General features: G+C 51.0%; 1 protein-coding gene. It reads right to left on the bottom strand.

Annotated elements, in window-relative coordinates; all coding sequences use genetic code 11:
* Window positions 1-943 (bottom strand): reverse transcriptase family protein (locus ABB22_RS17980; RefSeq protein ID WP_152984260.1); only part of this gene is annotated, 943 nt, incomplete at both ends.

Genomic DNA, 943 nt, shown 5'->3' on the forward strand with positions numbered 1-943 from the left:
AGACGTGTACAAAGAGACAGCCGCATAGGCCCTCAATTTGTTCCTGTATCCCTTGGTCAACCGCACCCGCTCGCCATGTACCAAAAGTCCATGAACTTTCAGCCTACGGGGAAGCTGATCAAACTCGGTCTTGTCAGGGGATAGCCTCCACGGCGAATCCCCAAAAATCCGATCAACATCAATTCTCAACTCATCGGGAAAATCATGGATGCCCGAAAAAACAATATCATCCGCGTATCTGCTGAGACGAACGCCGAATCTCTCGGCTAGCTGCACAAGCCTCTCGTCAATGTTGCGAAAAGCCAAATTGGACACCACCGGGCTAGTGGGGGCACCCTGAGCCAGAAAGCCTTTATAGCAACAGAAACCAGCTAGCATCTGGGATGATTCGGGGCTGTATCCAAGTTGCAGGAACACCTCACACACCACGTCACGTGATGTGGTCGGAAAGAAATTTTCGATATCGACTGAATACGTCCACCGGGCGCAAAGATGCTTTTGTGCCGCTTGGATATGTGATCGTCCCGGAATGAAGCCGAAGACATGATTTGGCGGAACGTAGTTGCGCTGCAACTGGATGGACAGCCATTTCTGCAAGACTTTCAGGGCAACTTTAGGGGCTACGATCGTCCTTTCACGACCTGCTCCTTTGGGGATCGTAAAAACTCGATAGTGTTTCTGTGGTCTGTTTTCAAACGACCAAAGGAGCCCTGGATTGATGCCCAGCATCGTCGCCAGAGCATCCTTGGACGATATTGGCGGCAAGCCAAGATCGGCGAGTCGCAACACTTCCTGTTTCTCGGCTGGATCAATGACACTTCCGAGTGCAGACAGCAACTCCTCAACACCCGAGAAGAGGAAAAATTGCGATTCTTGAAGAAGTTGCGGGAGCCTCATATAGCAAAGTTTTTCTTTCGTTGAGCGCCGGTAAAACGTCCGGCGA

Origin of the sequence: Stenotrophomonas nitritireducens (assembly GCF_001431425.1) — a bacterium.
GTDB classification, from domain to species: Bacteria; Pseudomonadota; Gammaproteobacteria; order Xanthomonadales; family Xanthomonadaceae; genus Stenotrophomonas; species Stenotrophomonas nitritireducens.